Origin of the sequence: Streptococcus sp. 17.1 (assembly GCF_016648655.1) — a bacterium.
Lineage (GTDB): Bacteria > Bacillota > Bacilli > Lactobacillales > Streptococcaceae > Streptococcus > Streptococcus salivarius_E.
Map to the genome: position 1 here is coordinate 111,541 of NZ_JACLQM010000005.1, position 21,534 is coordinate 133,074.

General features: G+C 39.3%; 22 protein-coding genes. 3 read left to right on the top strand and 19 right to left on the bottom strand.

Annotation, left to right across the window (positions count from 1 at the left end):
- Window positions 1–89 precede the first annotated feature (89 nt).
- The 11 genes from H7T99_RS04720 to H7T99_RS04770 all read right to left on the bottom strand — a co-directional run bounded on the left by H7T99_RS04720 (window position 90) and on the right by H7T99_RS04770 (window position 11,598).
- Window positions 90–2,126: a CAP domain-containing protein gene (locus H7T99_RS04720; RefSeq protein WP_037613878.1), complete on the bottom strand. Its 2,037-nt coding sequence runs from the start codon at window positions 2,124–2,126 to the stop codon at window positions 90–92.
- A 260-nt stretch (window positions 2,127–2,386) separates the two neighbouring features.
- Window positions 2,387–2,878: a preQ(1) synthase gene (queF, locus tag H7T99_RS04725; protein ID WP_003097375.1), complete on the bottom strand. Its 492-nt coding sequence runs from the start codon at window positions 2,876–2,878 to the stop codon at window positions 2,387–2,389.
- Between the two features lie 122 nt (window positions 2,879–3,000).
- On the bottom strand, window positions 3,001–3,717 hold the full coding sequence (queE, locus tag H7T99_RS04730; protein WP_022496683.1) for a 7-carboxy-7-deazaguanine synthase QueE: 717 nt from the start codon (window positions 3,715–3,717) through the stop codon (window positions 3,001–3,003).
- Window positions 3,710–4,153: a 6-carboxytetrahydropterin synthase QueD gene (queD, locus tag H7T99_RS04735; protein WP_004182082.1), complete on the bottom strand. Its 444-nt coding sequence runs from the start codon at window positions 4,151–4,153 to the stop codon at window positions 3,710–3,712. Before queD ends, queE begins: the two co-directional genes overlap by 8 nt.
- Entirely contained in the window at window positions 4,153–4,806 is a 654-nt protein-coding gene (queC, locus tag H7T99_RS04740) for a 7-cyano-7-deazaguanine synthase QueC (protein ID WP_037600856.1), read from the bottom strand. The genes queD and queC overlap by 1 nt, the downstream gene beginning before the upstream one ends.
- A 173-nt stretch (window positions 4,807–4,979) precedes the next feature.
- Complete coding sequence (locus H7T99_RS04745; protein ID WP_002891112.1) at window positions 4,980–5,360, bottom strand: RidA family protein; 381 nt, start codon at window positions 5,358–5,360, stop codon at window positions 4,980–4,982.
- A 108-nt stretch (window positions 5,361–5,468) separates the two neighbouring features.
- Window positions 5,469–5,876: a hypothetical protein gene (locus H7T99_RS04750; protein WP_021144044.1), complete on the bottom strand. Its 408-nt coding sequence runs from the start codon at window positions 5,874–5,876 to the stop codon at window positions 5,469–5,471.
- A 26-nt stretch (window positions 5,877–5,902) separates the two neighbouring features.
- Window positions 5,903–7,249, bottom strand: coding sequence for an asparagine--tRNA ligase (asnS, locus tag H7T99_RS04755; protein WP_037600853.1), 1,347 nt, complete (start codon window positions 7,247–7,249; stop codon window positions 5,903–5,905).
- Between the two features lie 36 nt (window positions 7,250–7,285).
- On the bottom strand, window positions 7,286–8,467 hold the full coding sequence (locus H7T99_RS04760) for a pyridoxal phosphate-dependent aminotransferase (RefSeq protein WP_013990479.1): 1,182 nt from the start codon (window positions 8,465–8,467) through the stop codon (window positions 7,286–7,288).
- Window positions 8,468–8,471: 4 nt separating this feature from the next.
- Complete coding sequence (locus H7T99_RS04765) at window positions 8,472–8,954, bottom strand: DUF5590 domain-containing protein (RefSeq protein ID WP_037600849.1); 483 nt, start codon at window positions 8,952–8,954, stop codon at window positions 8,472–8,474.
- Window positions 8,955–9,111: 157 nt separating this feature from the next.
- The gene (locus H7T99_RS04770) at window positions 9,112–11,598 is read right to left on the bottom strand and encodes a bifunctional DnaQ family exonuclease/ATP-dependent helicase (protein ID WP_037600846.1); all 2,487 of its coding nucleotides are present in this window, start codon (window positions 11,596–11,598) and stop codon (window positions 9,112–9,114) included.
- A 95-nt stretch (window positions 11,599–11,693) separates the two neighbouring features.
- On the opposite strand from H7T99_RS04770, the gene H7T99_RS04775 reads away from it, so the two are divergent.
- Entirely contained in the window at window positions 11,694–12,329 is a 636-nt protein-coding gene (locus tag H7T99_RS04775; protein WP_022496688.1) for an MBL fold metallo-hydrolase, read from the top strand.
- Window positions 12,330–12,421: 92 nt separating this feature from the next.
- Here the strand turns inward: H7T99_RS04775 and H7T99_RS04780 are convergent, their stop codons facing one another.
- From H7T99_RS04780 to H7T99_RS04815, 8 genes are all read right to left on the bottom strand, one after another.
- Complete coding sequence (locus H7T99_RS04780; protein ID WP_037600844.1) at window positions 12,422–13,378, bottom strand: ABC transporter permease; 957 nt, start codon at window positions 13,376–13,378, stop codon at window positions 12,422–12,424.
- Between the two features lies 1 nt (window position 13,379).
- Window positions 13,380–14,447 (bottom strand): ABC transporter permease, encoded by a 1,068-nt coding sequence (locus H7T99_RS04785; protein WP_004182077.1) that lies wholly within the window; start codon window positions 14,445–14,447, stop codon window positions 13,380–13,382.
- Window positions 14,440–15,978 carry an ABC transporter ATP-binding protein gene (locus H7T99_RS04790; protein WP_037600842.1) on the bottom strand — a complete coding sequence of 513 codons (1,539 nt, stop codon included), beginning with the start codon at window positions 15,976–15,978 and terminating at the stop codon, window positions 14,440–14,442. Before H7T99_RS04790 ends, H7T99_RS04785 begins: the two co-directional genes overlap by 8 nt.
- A 98-nt stretch (window positions 15,979–16,076) precedes the next feature.
- Window positions 16,077–17,141 carry a BMP family lipoprotein gene (locus H7T99_RS04795; protein WP_277619134.1) on the bottom strand — a complete coding sequence of 355 codons (1,065 nt, stop codon included), beginning with the start codon at window positions 17,139–17,141 and terminating at the stop codon, window positions 16,077–16,079.
- Window positions 17,142–17,208: 67 nt separating this feature from the next.
- Window positions 17,209–17,607 (bottom strand): cytidine deaminase, encoded by a 399-nt coding sequence (locus tag H7T99_RS04800; protein ID WP_037600840.1) that lies wholly within the window; start codon window positions 17,605–17,607, stop codon window positions 17,209–17,211.
- Window positions 17,594–18,256 (bottom strand): deoxyribose-phosphate aldolase, encoded by a 663-nt coding sequence (deoC, locus tag H7T99_RS04805; RefSeq protein ID WP_022496692.1) that lies wholly within the window; start codon window positions 18,254–18,256, stop codon window positions 17,594–17,596. Before deoC ends, H7T99_RS04800 begins: the two co-directional genes overlap by 14 nt.
- A 33-nt stretch (window positions 18,257–18,289) precedes the next feature.
- Window positions 18,290–19,567 (bottom strand): pyrimidine-nucleoside phosphorylase, encoded by a 1,278-nt coding sequence (locus tag H7T99_RS04810; protein ID WP_037600839.1) that lies wholly within the window; start codon window positions 19,565–19,567, stop codon window positions 18,290–18,292.
- The gene (locus tag H7T99_RS04815) at window positions 19,564–20,154 is read right to left on the bottom strand and encodes a class I SAM-dependent methyltransferase (protein ID WP_014633038.1); all 591 of its coding nucleotides are present in this window, start codon (window positions 20,152–20,154) and stop codon (window positions 19,564–19,566) included. The genes H7T99_RS04810 and H7T99_RS04815 overlap by 4 nt, the downstream gene beginning before the upstream one ends.
- 112 nt (window positions 20,155–20,266) lie before the next feature.
- Between H7T99_RS04815 and coaA the strand changes: the two genes are divergently transcribed.
- Together coaA and rpsT are read left to right on the top strand one after the other, a co-directional pair.
- Window positions 20,267–21,187 carry a type I pantothenate kinase gene (gene coaA / locus H7T99_RS04820; protein WP_022496694.1) on the top strand — a complete coding sequence of 307 codons (921 nt, stop codon included), beginning with the start codon at window positions 20,267–20,269 and terminating at the stop codon, window positions 21,185–21,187.
- A 69-nt stretch (window positions 21,188–21,256) separates the two neighbouring features.
- The gene (gene rpsT, locus H7T99_RS04825; RefSeq protein WP_004182129.1) at window positions 21,257–21,493 is read left to right on the top strand and encodes a 30S ribosomal protein S20; all 237 of its coding nucleotides are present in this window, start codon (window positions 21,257–21,259) and stop codon (window positions 21,491–21,493) included.
- Window positions 21,494–21,534 lie beyond the last annotated feature (41 nt).

The following is a 21,534-nucleotide window of genomic DNA, read 5'->3' on the forward strand; positions in this document are numbered from 1 at the left end:
TGAAAGCTTAAACGTTCAATAGATAAAGGAAAAGAGTCCAAGACTAACCTCAGACTCCTCATTATTGGGACAATTAATTTAACATCTTCTTATTGGTAATTCAAAGTCCAGTAGTAAGTACCATCACCTGCGACAACACAAGCCACTGCAGCTTGAGTAGCATCTGGACTCATGAGAAGTTCACGAATACCACTGCTCAACCATTTATTTGCAACAACTGAACCATCAGATTCACGACGGTAAACAATACCGTCACTGTTGTAAGTATGTGAAATATCTTTGGCGTGTGGAAGAGTTGTGCTATTGTAAAGATCATCAGACCATGTAAGCGCTGGTAAACCGGCAGCTGTACGTTGAGCATTGATTTCATTAAAGGCAGCCTTAGCTGAATCAACTTCAACATAATCAGAATTTTCAGTTGGTTCTACATGATAAACAAATTTTACATAACCAAATTCAACATCACTATATTTTTTGTCGTCAACACCGCTCTTGAGATTGGCTGTAATAACATAGTCACGTGCCCAAGCACTGCCCTTAGAAGCGTTGAAGTTATCAACATCTTCAATTTCCCAAGTTACATTACAATCCCAGCCAGCATTGTCTATGAATTTTGGAGCAAGATTATTAATGACATAGTCTTTGAATTCATCAACATTTTGGAATGGAAGAGCTTCTCCTGCTTTACCAGTACCAACTACATTTTCAGAATACAACTTAACACTTGATGCGTTGTCATCGTACATGTATTCGTCGTTTCCTGCTGGTTTATGGAAATCTGGATCAAGCTCAGGGTCATCATTGGCAGTACCATTGTAGAGTTTCCACTTACCATCAACCCATTTGTAGTAACCATCGATACCACGCGCATTTTCCTCATCAGTCATAGCAACACGGTAGTAATACGTACCGTTGTCATCTACAAATCGTGGGTCTGAGTGCATGCGATAATCTGTTGGTGGCAATGTTGGTTTTGGCAACTTATCATAGTCAATGCTTGTTTCAGGCGCATATGGTGGTTTTTCAAGTTCAGGAGCTTCAGAACTTGTTTCTGATGTTGAACCTGTCTCTGAAGTTGCTGTTGAAGAAGATTCAGAAGTTACAGTCGAACTTGAGTTACCAGTTGAAGCCGCTTCTGAAGTTGAGTCAACAGTTGAAGCTACTTCTGAGCTTGCAGACGAAGTTGAATCTACAGTTGAGGCTACTTCTGAACTTGCAGACGAAGTTGAATCTACAGTTGACGCTGCTTCTGAACTTGCTGATGAAGTTGAATCTACAGTTGAGGCTACCTCTGAACTTGCTGATGAAGTTGAATCAACCGTTGAGGCTACTTCTGCGCTTGCTGATGACGTTGAATCAACGGTTGAGGCTACTTCTAAACTTGCAGACGAAGTTGAATCTACAGTTGACGCTGCTTCTGAACTTGCTGATGACGTTGAATCAACGGTTGAGGCTACTTCTGAACTTGCTGATGACGTTGAATCAACAGTTGAGGCTACTTCTGAACTTGCTGATGAAGTTGAATCTACAGTTGAAGTTGTTGGAGCTTCAGAATCTGTGCTTGATGCCTTAACAAGCACCCACTTACCATTTGAATAATAGTAGTAATCGCCATTATCTTTCAAATAATAGTGAGTACCATTTTCGTAACGGTAGTGAGGGTCATTTCTCAAAACCTCATATCCTGTCGTTGGGGTATTATTAGAACCACTATTGTTGTTATTATAGTCACCACCACGAACCCAACGTCCGTTATAGTTAACATAGTAGCTACCATCACTCAAGATGTAGTACAAGTAACCATTGCTATAGCGGTAAGTACCTGATTCGTTGTAGTTGTTGTAACCATAATTATAGTTATAGCCATAGTTATAGTTTGGATAGTAATTATTGTAACCGTAGTTATAGCCATAATTGTAATTATAGCCTGGATAATAACCATTGTATCCGTAGTTATAACCATAGTTTGGATAATAGTTGTTATACCATGGATTATAAGAATAGTTATTATAGTAACCTCGGCCATAATAACTATCTGCCTGTGCATGATCATTACCAACTACCGTTGGTGCTAATATTGCTGCCCCTAAAACAGCGCACGAAAATAGACGTAAACTTTTTCTCATTGTCTTCATCCCCTTTTTTAAAAACAAATATACCTTTTATAAGCAAGCGCTTACGCTTCTGTTTTACTTTAATTGTAGGAGATAATACTTCTATTGTCAAATTATTTTAATAATAGAACTTTCTAAGAACAGACCAATAAAAAACTAACAATGACCTTACTTTTACTTGTAAAAAATGATTAATCAGCTTTCTTTTACACCCTAAAGACAGGTGTTTAACAGAATAAAAAAGCCCTTAACATAAGGACTTTAGCATGATATTAACGATTATCAATATTTTCTGGGTAAAGATCGTGATTAAAAAGACGTTGCTCTGCCATCTTTTCATACTTAGTTTCTGGACGGCCATAATTATAATAAGGGTCAATAGAAATACCACCACGAGGTGTAAATTTACCCCAAACTTCTAAGTAACGGGGGTTCAAAAGCTCCACCAAATCTTTACCAATGGTATTAATACAGTTTTCATGGAAATCTCCGTGATTACGGTAACTAAAGAGGTAAAGCTTTAGAGATTTAGACTCAACGCACAGCTGGTCTGGAATATAAGAAATATAGATACTTGCAAAATCAGGTTGGCCAGTAATAGGACAAAGTGACGTAAATTCTGGACAGTTGAATTTGATAAAGTAATCATTATCAGTGTGACGATTATCAAAAGACTCCAAGACTTGTGGAGAGTATTCAAAAATATAAGGTGTCTCCTTATTACCAAGGAGAGTGAGGTTTTTCATTTCTTCTTGTTGTGACATTTTTCTTCCTTCGTTATTAATTTTTCTAGACCTTTATATAGTCGATTTTTAATCTTAATTTCTAATCTTAATCATCAAAAAAGTCAAAATACTATCAATTCTAATCTTATAGACTGTGAAGATTAGACACCACGCTCATTATCATAGAGTAGGGTATGAAGCTGAGGGAGGACACGCACATTGCCCCACGAATTATCAGCAGCTACAGTCTCCCATAGTTCTTTTAGGCGATTTAATTGATGTTGGACAATATTACCCTCTGCTTTAGGTTCAGGATTACCAGCTGAAAGAAACATGACATCTGGCTGATAACGTTCCTGAATCATTTTAGCAAAGGCTAAATCTGTATCATCGAAAACAGGAACCTTGAAGGTAACTTTATCAGGATCAAGCTGAGAAACAATAAAGTCAAGGGTTTCCATATTGACTTCCATCTTGGATGATGGCGGTTTAGGACTTAAGGTTACTTGGTCAATTTCCTTTAGCCACTCCTGCCAGCGAGAACCCTGTGTTTCAACGGCCAGGGTTACGCCTCTTGCCTTGAGTTTTGAAACGAGTTCAGCCATATTAGCCGCTAGCAGAGCTGGGTTTCCTCCAGATAGAGTAACATAGTCGTAAGTTCCTAGCGCATCCAAAGCTTTAATGACTTCGTCAGCTGTCATACGAGTTGGCTTTTCTGAACCATCCCAAGTGAAGGCAGAATCACACCAATCACAGTGGTAATCACATCCTGCTGTCCTTACAAACATGGTTTTTTGACCAATTGCTCGCCCTTCCCCTTGAAAGGTTGGTCCAAAAATTTCAAGCACTGGTAGTTTGAGTACACGTTCTCTAGTCATCCAACCACTCCCGTCTAAACTCTGCAAAGGCTGTTGGTGTTTCATAAAGGCGTACATATTCCAAACGAAGTCCTCTCTCCTCTGGCAGATGTTGACTCGTCATCTGGAAAATCCAGAAAACCATATTTTCCGCAGTTGTGTTCATATAAGGCAAAGTCTCATTGAGATAACGGTGATCTAACTGTGGTTCCAAATGGTCCTTATAAATGCTCTTTAGATCACCAAAATCGAAGGTCATGCCACGCTCATCCAAGTATCCACTTACTGCAATCTGAAGATGGTAGGTATGACCATGAAGTGATTTGCATTTGCCTTCATAATTAAAGAGATGGTGGGCAGCATCAAAAGTAAACTCTTTAGAAACCATTGTACGGTGAGGATTGTAAACCAAGGACTCACCTGTTTCTTTTTTGATTTCTTTCGGTGCAAAGAACATTAAGCTTCTCCTCTTTCCGCTAGATATTTTTCAAGGCCTTTTTGACGCAAGTGACAGGCAGGGCATTCCCCACAACCAGTTCCAATAATACCGTTATAGCAAGTTAGCGTTTTTTCACGAACATAGTCAAAAGCTCCTAGTTGGTCAGCCAAAGCCCAAGTCTCAGCCTTATCTAACCACATGAGAGGGGTTTGGATAACGAAATCATAGGCCATGGCTAGATTAAGTGTAACATTAAGCGATTTGACAAAAACATCACGACAGTCTGGATAACCAGAAAAGTCTGTCTCACAAACACCCGTAACAATATCAGTAATACCACGTTGCTTAGCTAGAACAGCTGCAAAAGAAAGGAAAAGATGATTACGCCCGTCCACAAAAGTATTAGGAACTTCACCTTCTTCTGCCTCAATCTCAATATCAGATGTTAAGGCATTTTCAGTGATTTGACCAAGCAAAGACATGTCCAAAACATGGTGTTTAAGCTCTTGTTCTTGCGCAATCTCTTTAGCTACTTCAATTTCCAAGCTATGACGTTGGCCATAAGCAAAAGTAACTAATTCAACTGTTTCATAATGTTTTAGAGCCCAAAATAGGCAAGTAGTAGAATCTTGACCGCCACTAAAGACGACCAAAGCTGATTGACGTTTCATAATATTCCTCTTAATTCGTGATGTCTGAGACACATAAAAAGGCCCCTTGGGGGAGCCAAAAAACGCCAGTAATGGTTTTTTTTAGCGATGGTGTCTCCCAAACATCGAAAATGATTTATCTTTAATAGTCTATCATAGTTGAGAAAAAAAGAAAAGAGCCAAGGCTCTCTTCATTAATCAATCTCAGCGATAACTTCGATTTCAATTTTAACATCTTTTGGTAAACGTGCCACTTCTACCGCAGAACGTGCTGGAAAATCAGATGTAAAGGCAGTTGCATACACTTCGTTAAATGGAACGAAATCGTTAATGTCACTTAGGAAGCAAGTTGTTTTAACAACGTGATCAAAGTCTGTTCCTGCTTCTGCCAAAATAGCACCAACATTTTTAAGAACTTGTTCTGTCTGTTCTTGAATTGTTTCACCAATGATTTCACCTGTTTCTGGTGACAATGGTACTTGACCAGAAGCAAACAAAAGGTTGCCTACGATTTTACCTTGAACATAAGGTCCGATTGCTGCTGGTGCTTTATCAGTATGAATAGTTTTTGCCATGATAGTTCTCCTTTGACTAATATGTTGCTATTATAACAAAATATTCTGAAAATTGAAACATATAATTCCAAAAAGAAAAGAATCAGCGCTAGGCTAATCCTTCTCCTACTATTTCAGATACTTTTTGACATAGCTATAGTAGTCTGGTTTTTCTTTTTTATTAAGTGCAAAGAGCATTTGACCCTTAATGGGTTCTTTCTCATCATTTGGTTGTAGAAAAAGAGCAACCTCTTTGGATTTAGTTGGGAAAAATACTGTATAAGACGTTTCTTTTCCCTGATCTTTTACTTTTAGCGAATAATAGGTAAAGTCATCTTTAGACTTGGGACCATCCACTGTATAGTTATAATCCTGCTCACCAATCTTGACCTTATCTTTCTTGAAGACAATCGTATAATCCTTCTTTAAGGCATCTTGTGCCTGCCATTCACCCTCTAGTGAGGGAGCAGACTTGCTACAAGCTACCATCGAAACCATACAAAGTAAGGCCAAAAGACCAAGTAACCATCTTTTCATACTTTTGCACTCCTAAAGAATTTTACTTATGGTTTGATACGGTGCAACATACGTGGGAATGGAATAGCTTCACGGATGTGTTTTGTTCCAGCTACGAAAGTAACCATACGTTCAATACCGATACCAAAACCACCGTGTGGTACTGAACCATATTTACGAAGGTCAAGGTAGAATTCGTATTCTGAACGGTCCATTCCGAGTTCATCCATTTTAGCTACAAGAGCATCGTAGTCATCTTCACGCATTGAACCACCGATGATTTCACCATAACCTTCTGGAGCCAAAAGGTCTGCACAAAGAACGCGCTCAGGATTACCAGGAACTGGCTTCATGTAGAAGGCCTTAAAGCTTGCTGGATAATTAACAACGAATGTTGGAACACCAAAATAGTTAGAAATCCAAGTTTCGTGTGGAGAACCAAAGTCATCTCCATGTTCGAGGTGCTCGTAGTCTGTACCTTCATCATTTTCATGTGCTTGAAGAAGGTCGATAGCTTCATCATATGACACGCGCTTGAATGGCTCAGCAATGTATTTCTTAAGAAGATCTACATCACGTTCAAGGATTTCAAGAGCTTGTGGCGCACGATCAATAACACCTTGAATAAGAGCCTTAACATAAGCTTCTTGCAAATCAAGTGACTCATCATGTGACAAGAATGAATACTCAGCATCCATCATCCAGAACTCAGTCAAGTGACGGCGTGTTTTAGATTTTTCGGCACGGAAAACAGGACCAAAGTCAAATACACGACCAAGAGCCATAGCACCAGCTTCAAGGTAAAGCTGACCAGATTGGCTTAGGTAAGCAGGTGTACCAAAGTAATCCGTTTCAAACAATTCTGTTGAATCTTCAGCTGCATTTCCTGACAAAATTGGACTATCAAATTTAATGAAACCATTTTTATCAAAGAATTCGTATGTTGCGTAAATAATCGCATTACGAATTTGTTGAACAGCCATTTGTTTACGTGAACGCAACCAAAGGTGACGATTATCCATCAAGAAGTCAGTTCCGTGTTCTTTTGGTGTGATTGGGTAATCATGTGATTCACCGATGACTTCTACTGCTGTCACATCCAACTCGTAACCAAATTTTGAACGTTCGTCTTCTTTGACCACACCAGTCACATAAACTGATGTTTCTTGGCTAAGACGTTTAACAGTATCAAATTTTTCAGTACCTTCTTCTTCACCGTATTTTTCGATGAAGTTAGGTTTGAAAGCTACCGCTTGGAAGAAGGCAGTTCCATCACGCAATTGAAGAAAGGCCAATTTCCCTTTACCTGATTTGTTAGCTACCCATGCACCGATAGTGATTTCTTCGCCCACGTGTTTAGGCACATCAATAATTGAAACTAATTGTTTAGACATGTAATTACTTCTCTTTTCTTTTGATCTATATTAATTCTATTTTTCCATAAAGGCTTTGATTCGGCGGACTGCTTCTTTCAAAGTATCCAAGTCTGTTGCATAGCTAAGACGAATATTTTCAGGTGCGCCGAATCCTGCACCTGTTACCAAAGCGACTTCAGCCTCTTCAAGAATAGCATTTGTAAAATCATTAACATTTGTGTAGCCCTTGATTTCCATCGCTTTTTTAACATTAGGGAAGAGGTAAAAGGCACCTTGAGGTTTGATGACTTCAAAACCAGGCACTTCAGCTAGGAGTGGATAAATCGTATTCAAACGTTCCTCAAAAGCTTGACGCATTTCTTCGATAGAAGACTGATCACCTGTTAAGGCTTCAATAGCAGCGTATTGAGAAACTGCTGTAAGATTTGATGTTGTTTGGCTAATAATCTTCGCCATTCCTGAAATAATTTCTGGATCTCCTACAGCAAATCCCACGCGCCAACCTGTCATAGCATAGGTCTTGGAAACACCGTTAATCACAATTGTTTGCTTACGAATCGCATCTGAAAGACTAGAAATGGGTGTGAAAGTGTTGCCATTATAGACCAAACGGCCATAGATATCATCTGCTAAAATCAAAATATCGTGCTCAACCGCCCAGTCACCGATTGCTTGCAATTCTTCCTTGCTGTAAATCATTCCTGTTGGATTTGATGGAGAATTAAGCAAGACAACCTTAGTTTTTTCAGTTCGAGCAGCTTCAAGTTGTTCAACCGTTGCTTTAAAGTGATTAGCTTCAGTCGTTTGGAAAGTAACCGGTACACCCTCAACCATTTTAACTTGGTCTACGTAAGAAACCCAGCAAGGTGTTGGAATAATGACTTCATCACCAGGATTAATGACCGTAGCAAAGAAAGCATATAAGATAAATTTAGCACCAGTACCGACAACAACCTCATTTGGTTTCACAGCATAACCATAGAAATTTTCCATGTAAGTGCTGATTGCATCCTTGAGTTCCGGAAGTCCAGAAGCCACGGTATAAAAACTTGCTTTACCATTTTCAATAGAAGCAATGGCCGCATCTTGAATGTTCTTAGGTGTTACAAAATCTGGTTCACCAAGTGTCAAACTCAAAATATCACGTCCTTGAGCTTTAAGAGCTTTAGCACGCGCACTGGCAGCTAAAGTGACACTTTCTTCCATTTGTAATACACGATTTGATAATTTTGTCATTTCATTATAGTCCTTCCACTTTAATAACCTGACCTGAGATAAAATCAACCAGATAATACTGGGTTCCTGACTTCACTTCCCAAATAGGAGTTTTGCCATATTTTCCTAGGTGGACATAGGATATCTCCTTAGCACCATAGGCCTTAGCAGCTTTCTTAGCCACTGACTTACTAATACCATCAGATTGCTTGTAGATATCAACCACACCTGAATCATGACTCATGATAACAGCTAGCTTCTCACCTTGACTAGACTTTCCAAGAAGTCCGTAATAGGTAGACTCACCATGGTAGATATCAAATTCAGTAACAGTCCTTATGTCTGCTTTGCTCTTTGCTATGGCAATAACCTTCTTTTCAGCGTCTACGTAAGGCTTAGTCGCTACAATAAGAATAGCAGTCACAGAGGCAATTAAGGTCACAACGATTACAATTATTCCAAAAATGAACTGTTGCTTTTTGGTCCAGGGTGAACGTTGTTTACGCATAATGCCTCCTAAAAAAGTTTCTGAATTTATTATATCAGAAAATGATAAATCTTTACATAGCAATATAGCTAGTATTGAGCAATTAAGTCTATCTTTTTTATAAGTCAGTAAAATTTATAAAACCTAAGTAATCTTAGAAAAGGTTGGTTTTAAAAAGTTAACTTTCTTGTTCTAAGAAATCCTGAATATCCTCTTTGACTTCCTCGAACTTAGCATGCTTAAGCGCAACTTCTTGTGTCACTTCTTTTAGAAATAGTTTTCCATAACTCTTAACGAGCGGGCGATTATCCATAAGAAGAATAGCCGAGCGCTGTTCTGGACGTCTTTGAGCACGTCCAATAGCTTGTTTAAAACGTAAAACCGTCATGGGAAGACTGTAACTATCAAAGGTGCTCTTTCCTTGCTTAGAAAACCAAGATTCAATCTTTTGATAGAATGGATCCTTAGGATTGTCAAACGGCAGACGTGCAATAACCTCAATTACCCTATTTTGTTGGGCAAAGTCAACACCTTCCCAGAACGATCCCATACCCAGAAGGAGATTGGTCTCACCTCTATCAAAACGTTTTTTGACATTAAAAGCAGTCCCATTTTTCTCTTGAGTTAGGTGACGAACTTCCCTATGATCCAATAAATCTGAAACAGCCATCATACTCTTTCGAGACGTGAATAGTACTAAAATTGGATATTCCATTTCAGATAGCTTCTGGAGACGTTTTGCAAGAGCAACTTCATACTCTTCCTCAGAAGAAACACCAATCATAGGCATACTTTGATCAATCCAAATAGCTTGATTGGGTAAAGTGTCCATTGGGAGGCTAACCTTGCGTACCTGATCTAAGCCCAACAAATCAGCCACATCTACATCAGGTCCCACATCAATAGTTGCTGAAACAATTATCACTTTTTGGGCACTTGGTAGATAAGCAGAAAGCTCTAAGAGCTCTTTGCGTGACGCCTTTAAATAAGTCACACGATGTTCCTGATAATAGTCTGTTTCAAGCCAGAAATGGCTGTAAAGCGGTGTCTTCAGTGGAGACAACATCTCCATAAAATCACTTTCACCTTCCAGTTCAGAAATGGTTTGTAGCAAACGATCTAATTGCTGGCGATTATACTGCTTCTGAGGAAATTGTTGATGTTCTTGGATTAGATGGCTAACTTCAAACTGCAGATTTTCGAGCAATCGTTGTTGAAGCAAGCTTTGACTACCACTATCAAGAATTCGATGAATATGTTGCAACAGGACAGTAAGATTGACTTGATGACGTGAAAATTGTTCCAAAGCCAGAACCATCTTTTGCCCCTCATCAATCACAAGAGTTTTTCCTCGAACAAAATCATGATCATCTTCCATACGCGTCAACAGATAAGCATGGTTGGTCACAACTACCCTAGCTTCCTGGGCTTTTTGGTAGGACTGTTGCCAAAAATCATATTCAGCAAAAAGACTATCAGCTTTTAACTTACCATCGTGCTTAATCTCATCAAAATAAGCCATATAGCGCTGTTTTTGTCTGATTTCGTCAAGATCCCCTGTCTCTGTTTCAGTCAACCACACCAAAAGTTGCATTTTGTAACGATTAATCAAACGGTTACTATCCTGACGAAGTAAGGTTTGGTAGAAGGCATCTAACTTGATATAATTCTGAGGTCCTTTGAGACTATGGAAGTTAATATTAAAGACATCCGATAAGGCTGTAGCTTCCTGATTCATAATCTGATTTTGAAGGAGCTTGGTCGGAACAGCCACTACCACTTTATCTACATCAGATTGCGCCAACAAAGGAAGCAAATAGCCATAAGTTTTTCCGATTCCAGTCTGCGCCTGAATCATGGAAATATCAGTATTATCAAGCTCCCTTCTTACTGCCTCAGCAAACTCTTTTTGTTTAGGCCTTGATTCCAAATCTAAGAGTGCAATATTGGTATCAAAATCTTGAGACAGTTTTCGTTCAGACTTATAAGTCAAAGGTCTACGAAGAACAATTCCAGATTCTTCAAGCATGACATATTCTTTTGAAAGGCCTAAATTTTGACCTCTTATAGCATCACGAATAACCAACTCAGTCTCAAAAAGAAGATTATCTGAAAAGGTCAAAAGCATCTCAATGGTCTGTCTAGGTAAGCTGGCAATCTTATCCATCAAATGAAATAAAAGCTGTCCGGTCGCTCTCGCATCTTCAATAGCGGTATGGGCCTGAGCTAGGTCAAGATTAAGAACCTTGGATAAATGGGAGAGTTTATATTGTTCCAGTGTCGGATAAAAGACCTGAGCCAATTCGACAGTATCCACACGAGGAGTCCTTAGTTCGAAGCCCTCCATGAAAAGTGCCTCTGCAAGCAAATTGGCATCAAATTTAACATTATGGGCAACAAAAATACAGTCCTCAATCAGTTCAAAAATGGTTCTAGCAATTTCTGAGAAATCTGGGGCTTGAGCCAACTGCTGATCAGTAATCCCTGTTAAATGAATAATGTGATCATCTAGTTCTTGGTGTGGGTTAACATCACTCGCAAATTCGTCAAACACCTGACCATTTTGCATGATGACAATTCCCACCTGTATAATACTAGCCGTTGACGAAGCGGAGGTCGCTTCCAAGTCAACAATAGCATATTTATTCGTGTTTTTTTCACTCATAGTGACCTTATTATAGCATATCCAAAGCCCCAAAAAAAGACAAAGCCATCATTCTGATATTGGAAAAAGCCTGAAATTCGTGCTACACTAGAGCTATGAAAATAAGACGAATTTTAAATCCTGTTGCCCAGGAAAACACCTATATTTTAGAAAACGATACAGCCTGTCTAGTCATTGATCCAGGAAGTGATACTTCTGCTATCTTAGCTGAGCTTAAAGCAAGTGATAAACCTGTTGCTGCTATCCTCTTGACACATACACACTACGATCACATTATGAGTGTTGAGGCAGTCCGTCAAGCTTATAATTACCCTCCTGTTTATGTTGCAGAGGCTGAAAAAGACTGGTTGATGAATCCTATTGATAATTTATCGGGACTTCCACGTCATGACGATATGGAAGACGTTATTGTCAATCCAGCAGAATACTACTTCGATTTCACTCAGGACTATAACATCGAGGATTTCCAGTTTAAAGTTGTTCCAACCCCAGGACATTCTATCGGGGGCATTTCTTTAATTTTCGATGAAGAAGAAATCGTCTTTTCTGGTGATGCCCTCTTTAAAGAAACAATTGGACGCTGGGACCTCCCAACAGGAAACCACGATCAGTTACTCACTAGTATTCGAGAGCAACTCTTCACCCTTCCTAACCACTACAAGGTATTCCCCGGACACGGTTGGGACACTACTATAGGCCACGAAAAAAACTTTAACCCACATTTTTCATAAGAATAAAAGCTCAGCAAACTATAAAGCTGGGCTTTTTACATGCATAAAAAAGAAGGTCTAAAGACCTTCTTACTTGAAATACTAGATTGTATTTATTTAGATTTGATATAGTTAACACCATCAGCTTTTGGTGCTACTGCTTTACCAAAGAATGCAGCCAAGACAATAATTGTCAAGACATATGGTGCAATTTGCAAGTAGACGTTTGGTACATGTGAAATAAGCGGAAGTTGTTTCCCGATAATTGCCAATGATTGTGACAAACCGAAGAATAAACTTGAGAGCATAGCTCCAACTGGATTCCAACGACCAAAAATCATAGCAGCCAAGGCGATGAAACCAGGACCTGCAATCGTCGTAATAGCAAAGTTGTTAGAGATGGATTGAGCATAAACTGCACCACCAACACCACCAAGGAATCCTGAAATCATGACACCATAGTAGCGCATACGGTAAACATTAATACCAAGTGTATCCGCTGCCTGTGGGTGCTCACCTACTGAGCGAAGACGCAAACCAAAGCGAGTCTTGAAGATAACCCACCAAGACACAACTGAAACCAAAATCGCTACATATGCAATCAAGGAAACGTTCGTAAAGAAGACTTTACCCAAGACTGGAATGTGGCTCAAAATTGGAAATGATACAGTTTTAAAGTTATGGCTAATAGCTGGTGTTTGGCCGGCACCAAAGATAACACGTGTCAGAAAGACTGCTAAAGATGGAGCAATCAAGTTCAATACCGTACCAGAGACAACATGATCCGCACGGAAATTAATGGTCGCAACCGCGTGGAGCAATGAGTAAACAAGACCAATAAGACCTGCTACAATTGCGGCAATCCAAGGAGTTGCATCACCAAAACTATCTGCAAAATTCAAGTTAAAGAGAACACCTGCGAAGGCTCCAATAACCATGATTCCCTCAAGACCGACATTTACGATACCGCCTCGTTCAGAGAAAGTACCACCGATACTTGTGAAAATCAATGGTGCTGAGTATTTCAGCATAGAGGCAACAATCAAGGCTAAAATTGTAATGAAGTCCATATTAGTTTTGTCCTCCTTTAGCTTTCACTGACTTTTGACGAGGGCGAACCCAATATCTAATAATATAGTTAGCACCGACAAAGAAGATAATCAAAGCAGATACAACGTCGATAACTTCAGGAGGCACACCAATCATACCACTCTTACCTACAGACAAGACACCATAAAGAAGGGCAGCAAACGGAATACCAATAGGTGAATTAGTAGCCAAAAGAGCAACCGCCATACCGTTCCAACCAATTGCCAATGAAGAGTTTTGAACAAAGGCATTTTGGAAGGTACCAAGTCCTTCTACTGTTCCTCCAAGTCCACAAAGGGCACCTGAAATAATCATAGACATGATAATAACACGTTTTGATGACATCCCTGCATATTCAGATGCATGAGGGTTAAGACCTACAGATGTAATTTCAAAACCAGTTGTTGTTTTCTTGAGCATGAACCAAACAAGGAAAACTGCTGCAAGAGCAAGGAAGAAACCAATATTAAAACGTGAGCCACCGGTTAGAGAGGATAAGAATTCTGTTTGATAGCTTGCAGAGGCTGCGACCTTATTAGATGCTTCTGATGAACGTAACATGTCGGCTGTAAAACCAAATCGAACAATATTGTTTGCTACATACAAAATGATGTAGTTCATCATGATGGTAACAATGACCTCACTAGTTCCCAAGTAAGCACGAAGAATACCCGGAATTGCACCAGCGATACCACCAGCTACTAGACCGATGATTACTGTACAGAAAACTGAAACTACTTTTGGTAATTCTGGAAATGATAATGCAAACCATACAGCCGAAGTCCAACCTGCTAAAGCCTGACCAGGCAAACCAACGTTAAAGAAACCAGCTTTAGATGCTACAGAAAATCCGAGTGCGATAAGAATCAAGGGACTCATGGCACGAAGAATTTCACCAATATTTTTCAAAGAACCGAAGGCTGTACTGAAGAGATCATAGTAAGCCCAGAATGGATCGTAACCAAAGATTAACATCAATACAGCCCCGATCAACATTCCCAAGAGGACAGCAATCAAAGGAACTGCCCAATTTTGTGTTTTCTTAGACATTTGCTTCCTCCTTATTCAATTGTCCACCAGCCATTAGGATACCAAGATCTTGCTTATTCGTTTCAGCAGGATCTTGGATACCTTGAATTGCACCATCGTAGATAACTGCAATTCTGTCTGACATATCAAGAATTTCATCCAATTCAAAGCTGACTACAATAACAGCCTTACCTTTATCACGCTCAGCGATAATACGTTTACGAATGTATTCAATGGCACCTACGTCAAGACCACGAGTTGGTTGACTGACAATAAGAAGCTCTGGGTCACGGTCAATTTCACGGGCGATAACAGCTTTTTGTTGGTTACCACCAGACAAGTCACCACCAGCAATCAACTCTCCAGCACCACGAACGTCAAATTCTTCCATCAATTCTCGAGCTTTAGCATTGATAACATTATAGTTCAAGATACCATTTTTCGAATTTGGCTCCTTGTAGTAGGTTTGAAGGGCAATATTTTCAGCTACTGTCATTTCAAGAACCATACCGTCACGGTGACGGTCTTCAGGAATATGACCAACACTCATCTCTGTAATCTGACGAGTTGTCTTATGAATAATAGATTCACCCTTGATAGTAATGTCACCAGACTTAACTTTACGTAGTCCAGTAATCGCTTGAACAAGCTCTGTTTGACCGTTACCATCAATACCGGCAATACCGATGATTTCACCCGCACGAACATCTAAAGATAAGTTCTTAACGGCAGGAACACCACGGTTCTCATTAACCACCAAATCTTTAATAGAAAGAACAACTTCTTTTGGATTTGAAGGAATTTTTTCTGTTTTAAAGGAGACATGACGACCAACCATCATTTCGGCCAAGTCAGCATTTGTTGATCCTTCAATTGTCACTGTATCAATTGATTTACCACGACGGATAACTGTGACACGGTCAGAAACCGCACGAATCTCATCCAATTTATGGGTGATAAGGATAATTGACTTGCCTTCTTTGACCAAGGTTTTCATGATGTTTAGAAGTTCAGTAATTTCAGACGGAGTCAATACCGCAGTCGGTTCATCGAAAATCAAAATATCAGCACCACGATACAGAGTCTTAAGGATTTCAACACGCTGTTGAGCACCAACAGAAATATCTGCCACCTTAGCTGTTGGATCTACCGCAAGACCATATCTTTCAGAGAGCTCAGTAATTTCCTTAATAGCCTTCTTCATATCAAGGACACCACCAGCTTTGGTTACCTCACTACCCAGGATGATATTCTCAGCAACTGTAAAAGCTTCAACCAACATAAAGTGTTGGTGAACCATCCCAATCCCCAATTTCGTTGCTTTCGAAGGTGAATCAATCGTCACCTCTTGTCCATTAACCTTAATAATCCCGCTTGTTGGCTGTAAAAGACCTGCAAGCATGTTCATTAAGGTTGACTTACCAGCACCATTTTCACCGAGGAGGGCATGGATTTCTCCTGGTCTCACATCAAGATTGATATGATCATTTGCCACAAATTCACCAAATTTTTTGGTAATATCGTGCATCTCAATGACATTTGGCTTCGTCATACAATCTCCTTTCAAGAATTATTTTTATATCAGCAAAGGGAAATATAAACTGCTTCCCTTTGCTGAGACAAAAATTGTCCCAGTTTAGATATTATGGATTATTTGCTAAGACCATCAGTTGGTTTCAATTCACCATTCTTGATTTGTTCTTTAGCTTTTTCTACTGCATCCTTGATATCAGAAGGAAGCTTAGATGTTACGATGTCAACACCACCATCTTTGATACCATAAGTCTTAGTAGAACCACCTTCAAATTTATCGCCTTTAAGTTGTCCGTTAGCGATATCTTTAACAACTGTACCAACTTTTTTGATTGTTGAAGTCAAAACAAAGTTAGATTTTTTCTTGTCTGAAGATGTATAGTTACCTTCTGCATTTTGGTCACGGTCAACACCGATTACCCAAACTTTCTTATCGCTGTCAGCATCAAGTTTTTCGTTAACTTCTTTAGCTGCTGTGAAGACACCAGTACCAGTACCACCAGCTGCTTGATAGATTACGTCAACGCCTGAAGCGTACATAGTTGAAGCAATTGTTGTACCTTTAGCAGCGTCTGAGAATGATTCAGCATATTGAACTTGTACATCGATGTCTGGTTTTACAGATTTAGCACCTGCTGTGAAACCAGCTTCAAAACGTGTAATTGTATCTGATGTTTGACCACCAATGAAACCAACTTTATTTGTTTTTGATTGCATTGCTGCTGCGATACCTGCAAGGTAAGCACCTTCGTTATCAGCAAACAAAACGCTCTCAACATTCTTTTGGTCTTTGATGACATCATCAATGATTACGTAGTTAACATCTTCATGTTCCTTAGCAGCATCTGAAACAGCATCATGAAGGGCAAAACCAACACCAAAGATGAGGTTGTAACCTTGGCTTTGAGCAGCTGACATATTGTTTGCAAAGTCAGACTCTGAGTTTGATTGGAAGTAAGTAAAGCCAGAATCTTTTTTAAGTTTGTTAGCTTTACCCCACTCTTGGAGTCCTTCCCATGCTGATTGGTTAAATGATTTATCATCTACCCCACCAGTATCTGTAACGATAGCAGCTTTAACTTTAGAATCAGCTGATGATCCACCGCGTCCGCCACGAGCACATGCTGCAAGACCAAGTGCTGCTACAGCAACAAGGCCAAGACCGATAATTTTCTTGTTCAATTTCATCTTGAACACTCCTCCTATAACTTGCAAGAAAACTTGCTTAATAAAGAATAAAACAACTAGACTATTGTAAGTCTGTAAAAGAGTATGGTAACAACTCTCCGACTGTCATCTCGACTGTCGATTTATCTTCAGCGATAAGAATCACTTTAGAATCGGATTTAAAAAACTCAGCCATCACTTGGCGACATGCACCGCATGGTGATATAGGCTCTTTGGTATCACCGTAAACAGCGAGACACTCAAAATCACGGTGTCCTTCAGATACCGCTTTAAATATAGCCGTTCTTTCTGCACAATTGGTCAATCCAAAAGAGGCATTTTCTATATTGCAGCCTTGAAAGATTTCTCCATTTTTTGTAATCAAAGCCGCACCAACTCTAAACTTAGAGTAGGGAACATAGGCATTTTCAGCTGCCTCTTGTGCTGCATTTATCACTTGCTCTTTTTCAATAACTGTCATGACTTTCTTGCCCTTTCATTATGGCCACTCCTGACGAAGTACCAATACGGGTTGCACCAGCTCTGATAAAGGCTTGAGCCGCCTCAAGTGTACGTGCTCCACCAGATGCCTTGACTCCCATAGTAGGACCCACAGCTTCTCGCATAAGTTCAATATCTTCAATGGTAGCACCACCAGTAGAAAAACCTGTAGATGTCTTCACAAAATCTGCACCTGCCAGTTTTGCTAATTGGCAAGCTTCGACCTTTTCTTCATCAGTCAATAGACAAGTTTCAATGATAACCTTTACAAGTTTACTTCCACTAGCTTCAACAACAGCTTTAATATCGTCTTCAACTAATTTAAGATTTCTAGATTTAAGAGCACCGATATTGATTACCATATCAATTTCATCCGCCCCATTGGAAATAGCATCCTTGGCTTCAAAAGCCTTAACTGCTGAGGTCGATGCTCCCAAAGGAAAACCAATAACCGTACAAACTTTAACAGAACTATCTTTTAGCAATTCAGCTGCCGTTTTGACCCAAGTTGGATTAACACAGACGCTGGCAAACTCATACTTCTTAGCCTCATCAATTAAGGAAAGAATCTGTTCTTTATTAGCATCAGCTTTTAGTAAGGTATGGTCAATATAGCTATTAACAGACATAAACAAACTCCTTGATTAGAATTAAATTAAGGGTTAGCGAATTATCTTTAATATTTCTGTCGTTTCTTTACATTCACTACCCATAATAACATTTTTTTCGAATTCAGTCAGCATTTTTTCAGATAAAATTTCTTGGCTATAGGCCTTGGCAATAAGGTCTCCTTGAGTCACAGAATCGCCAACTTTCTTTTCAAATACAATTCCTGTTTCATAATTAAGACTATCTGACTTCGTAGCTCGACCTGCTCCTAATTGCATAGCGAATTTTCCAAATGCCATAGCAGGTAACTCTTTAATGTAACCTGTTTCATGAGCATGAATATCTGTCACGACAGGCGCACTGCTATGACGATAAAGATCGGTCAAATCACCACCTTGAGCTTGGATGAGTTCTTCAAACTTAGCAAGGGCTTGTCCTCCCACTAAGCGCTGACGAATCTCTTCCTGACTAGCTTCAACCTGAACCAAATCTAATAGAATCTCAGCCAACTCACAGATAAAGTCAGTGATATCTTCACGTCCCTTACCTTGCATAATCTCAATAGCCTCAGTGATTTCTAAACGGTTACCAATAGCTTTACCTAGTGGCTGACTCATATCTGTAATAACTGCAATCGTTTCACGATTGACCTCATGCCCTAGTGCAACCATGGTCTCAGACAACTTCTCAGCGTCAGACATATTTTTCATGAAAGCGCCTTGACCAACAGTAACATCCAGTAAAATCTTATCAGCGCCTGCTGCAATCTTTTTGGACATAACAGAGCTTGCGATTAGAGGAATGGAATCTACTGTTGCAGTGACATCACGCAAGGCATAAAGAAGTTTATCAGCCTTAACCAAATGCTCAGACTGACCAATAAGGGAAATCCCAATGTCTTTAACTTGCCGAATGAACTCTTCCTTGCTACGCTCAACCTGATAACCTTTGATAGACTCTAATTTGTCAATTGTTCCACCTGTGTGTCCGAGACCACGACCACTCATCTTAGCCACTGGAACGCCAAAGCTAGCTACAAGCGGCATCAGAATGATGGTTACCTTATCACCAACGCCTCCGGTCGAATGTTTATCTACCTTAATACCTGGAATTTCTGACAAATCATATTGTTCGCCTGAAGCAACCATATCAGTGGTCAAATCATGGATTTCACGAATAGACATACCTTGATAATAAATCGCCATCGCCAAAGCAGCTATCTGATAGTCTGGTATTTCCCCAGACACATAGCCATTAATGAGATATGAAATTTCCTCTGTGCTTAACTCGCCACCATCTCTTTTCTTTTCAATTAAATCAACTGTTCTCATAATTTCTCACTTCTAAGGATATAATATCCTTTAGCCTTTTTAACGACTTCAGCATTACCAAACACATCCTCCATCTTAGCCTTAGCTGACGGAGCACCTTGTTTTTTCTGAATAACAATAGTTAGGTTACCACCTTGATTGAGATAATCATATGCCTCCTCGATAACTTGATGAACCACTTTCTTGCCCGCACGGATAGGTGGATTAGAAATAATATAGTCAAAACTTCCAGTGACATTTTCATAGATATTTGATTGGAAGATAGTAGCTTCAACCTTATTTCGTTGAGCATTTTGTCTAGCTAAATCAATCGCCCTACTATTGATGTCAATCATAGTGACTTTAACTCCTTGGACCTTGGCTAAACTGATACCGAGAGGACCATAGCCACAACCCACATCTAAAAGCGTTTTGCCAGCTTCCAAATCTAATGCACTCAAAAGCACTTGACTCCCAAAATCAATCATTTTTTTAGAGAAAACCCCAGCATCTGTATAAAACTGAAAACTTTCTCCTAATAAGTTTACCTTTAAATCGTGAATATCGTGAGCCGCATCTGGCGTCTCAGCATAATACATTTTTGACATTGTTTTTTCCTTCTAGATAGTACTTTTTCTCTATCGTATCATAAATAGAAAAGTAAGGCTAGTGAAATGACAAGGCTTACATTCGACCTTTTTTTCTGCTATAATGTTATTTATGTTAAATGAATTTATCAATTTCGAAACGATATCACGCAAGGAATGGCAACGCCTTCATAAAGAGGACAATGCCCCATTGACTGCAGAAGAACTGGATTCCATTCGCAGCCTTAATGATAAGATCGATGTGCAAGAAGTTAGTGACATTTATCTTCCTCTTATCAATCTTATTCGTATCTATCAGAAAACTGCCAATGATCTGACCTTTTCTAAAAGTATCTTTTTACAAAAATCACAGACTAACCGTCCATTTATTATTGGGGTATCTGGTTCAGTTGCTGTTGGCAAATCCACTACCAGTCGTTTGCTTCAACTCTTGTTGCAGCGTACCTTTCCCCAATCTAATGTTGAACTTGTGACAACTGATGGCTTTCTCTATCCTAACCAAACCTTGAAAGAAAAAGGCATCCTTAATCGTAAGGGCTTCCCTGAGTCCTACGATATGCCACTTCTTCTCAACTTTTTAGATACTATAAAAAATGGTGGTGATGTCAATATTCCTGTTTACTCTCATGAAATTTATGATATTGTACCAGGACTTACCCAAGAAATCAGACAGCCCAATTTTCTAATTGTCGAAGGGATTAATGTTTTCCAGAACCCTATTAACCAACGACTTTACATGAGTGACTATTTTGATTTTTCTCTCTACATTGACGCTGAAGTTAATAATATCGAATCCTGGTATCTTGAACGTTTTCAAACCCTTCTTGAGCTTGCCAAAAAAGATGAAAACAACTACTACCATAGTTTTACTAAATTTAGTAAGGATGAAGCTTTATCTTTAGCACAAAAAACCTGGCGTGATATCAATTTGGTTAACCTGGAAAATTATATCGAACCTACACGAAGTCGAGCTGAACTGATTCTTCACAAGGGAGACAATCATAAAATCGACTTCATCCACTTAAAAAAATAGAAAAAGCTTGCAAAGGGGCCTAAAATAACGTATAATGACATAGTTAGATAAATTTTGGAGGTGAAAACATTGGCAAATATTAAATCAGCTATCAAACGCGCTGAACTTAACGTTAAACAAAACGAAAAAAACTCAGCTCAAAAATCAGCTTTGCGTACTGCTATTAAAGCATTCAACGCTAACCCAACTGAAGAAGCTTACCGTGCTGCATCAGCTAGCATCGATAAAGCCGCTTCTAAAGGTTTGATTCATAAAAACAAAGCAAGCCGCGATAAATCACGTCTTGCAGCTAAATTGGCTAACTAATTGAAAGCTCCATTTAGGAGTTTTTTTATTACCTAAAAAAC